This window comes from Vibrio hepatarius (assembly GCF_011806575.1).
GTDB classification, from domain to species: Bacteria; Pseudomonadota; Gammaproteobacteria; order Enterobacterales; family Vibrionaceae; genus Vibrio; species Vibrio hepatarius_A.
The window spans coordinates 1-2,087 of sequence record NZ_JAATOO010000063.1 but is presented as its reverse complement, the minus strand read 5'-3'; the positions used below and the strand labels follow the sequence as shown (position 1 = coordinate 2,087).

Here is a 2,087-nt window from a genome sequence, read left to right as displayed (position 1 = left end):
CTGTCATGGAAATGGTCCACCTCATTCGCCACCATGCTGGTTTGCTGAGACACCTCGGTGGTTTGCGATACCACTTCGTGAATACGCCCTGTAATCGAATGGACCGTTTCGCTGATGTTCTGAGTAGACTCCCGGGTTCTATCGGCTAGCAGACGGACTTCATCTGCGACAACCGCAAAACCTCGCCCGACTTCGCCAGCACGCGCCGCTTCAATCGTCGCGTTAAGTGCCAGTAAATTTGTCTGCTCTGCGATACCTGTGATCACATCGATGGTTTCAGAGATACGGCCACTTTCTTCACCCAACTCCTGCGCGGTTGACTCCATGTTTTGCATACATTTGATCATACTCGCCAACGCGATACGGATCTTCTCAACCAGCGCACGACTCTCTTCTGCACCATCGCGGCTTTCGGTCGCAATGTTAAGTACGTCGTCCATTTTACTCGATAGATTCACCAGCTCTGTCTGATTGTTTTTCAGGTTACTAAGCAAGTTACCGGTATTGATACGATGAAGCTCACTCTTCAAACGATTTTGTCGCGCAGAGATATGAACTTGATGCATCGAATCTATCACTTGGTTAACCTCGTACATCGTACGTTCAAACCCTTTTGGCATCCCTTCCGTCATTAATTTACGGTAGTACTTGCCTTTGCCTGTTGCCTCGAAGCTATTAGACAATTCACGCGAGTTGGTTTCGATAATATCGAGGAAATCGTTCAGTGCCCATGCCACAAAGCCGACTTCACCCAACCCTTTTGTCTCGGTGATACGAACATGTGTCTTACCATTTTTGGCTTGGATAAGCGCATCGTGAATACGCTCTAACGTTGAAAGATGACGGGTGTAATCACGGTACGCATAAGCAGAGAATGCAAGTGCGGAAAACACAAGTAGCAATTCATTTAAAGAGAAACCGTGGTAATAGAAACTAAAGCTCAACATGCCCAAAGTAATGGTGAGGAACACCAAACAAACGAGGAGGAACTTTTGCCTTAGAAGCGGCACATTTTTGCTAACATGACTTTTTTGCATCATAAGACCTCTTAGCGATGTTTATTGAACAAGTTAATGACAAACTCTTCATAACTCATATGATGGAGTTGCTTAACTTTATCGACCATCGCGCTCCATGATGCCTCTGGCGCTGTACCGCGATCGTGCTTGCGCTCAATCTCTTTCATCTCATTATAGATTTCTTCAATCTCTTCTCGCGCTTTAATCGGTGCAAGACGACGCACAGAAAAGTACCCGTCGAGCTTACCTTCTTTGATATCCGGGGTTACATTGGCAAACACCCAATAATACCCACCGTCCAAGGTGATATTTTTTACAAAGCCAAAAAATTCTTCCCCAGCTTCAAGTGTTTTCCACAATCCATAGAAAACACCTCTAGGCATGTCAGGGTGACGAATTATGTTATGGTGTTGCCCGAGCAGATCGCTCTCAGGATAGTTAGAAACACGCATAAATACGCGGTTGGCATAGACGATACGCCCTTGAGTGTCAGTTTTAGAGACGATGAATTCGTCGTCTGCAAAGGTGACTTCTTTACTAGAATGTTGAATAGACAAGTTATTGCCCCTAGCGGATTATGGATTATATGAATCTATAATGAAAAAATTCATTAAATACAAAATACCATATATCCAAACCCTATTAGGCCAAAATCTCATCAACATATTTATATTTTAAATTTCACTGTGTTATTGACATATTATTTAATCAATAAAATGATACTATTTTAATATTCAAAGATTTTTTGTTTTCTCTAAATAATATTTTTACTCACTCCCAGCCTGGTAGACATTTTGCTTTTAGATTGTTTATTTTCTTTCACCATTTAATTTGGAAAAGTTATTTACGAAAAAGGAGCACATCATGTACTCCTTTTTAGTCTTTATCGATTAATCGACTTAGTGGTTTTATGCATACTGCGCATGCTTCTCTTGCACGACATTGGTTATCGCGTTCACCACATCCATACTTGCGTGTTCAGCACCCTCAACTACCGAGAGCAGCTCTGCCAGTACATCATCGTCACCTAACCAATCTTCCTTAACCAAATCCATCGCAACGTGCATA

At 42.5% G+C, this 2,087-nt stretch carries 2 protein-coding genes; both read right to left on the bottom strand.

Features of this window, described 5'->3' with window-relative positions:
• Positions 1 to 1,040: methyl-accepting chemotaxis protein (locus tag HCZ42_RS22075; protein WP_217702311.1), on the bottom strand; the 1,040-nt coding region annotated here is incomplete at its 3' end.
• Between the two features lie 8 nt (positions 1,041 to 1,048).
• Positions 1,049 to 1,576 carry a PAS domain-containing protein gene (locus tag HCZ42_RS21635; RefSeq protein ID WP_167422725.1) on the bottom strand — a complete coding sequence of 176 codons (528 nt, stop codon included), beginning with the start codon at positions 1,574 to 1,576 and terminating at the stop codon, positions 1,049 to 1,051.
• Positions 1,577 to 2,087 lie beyond the last annotated feature (511 nt).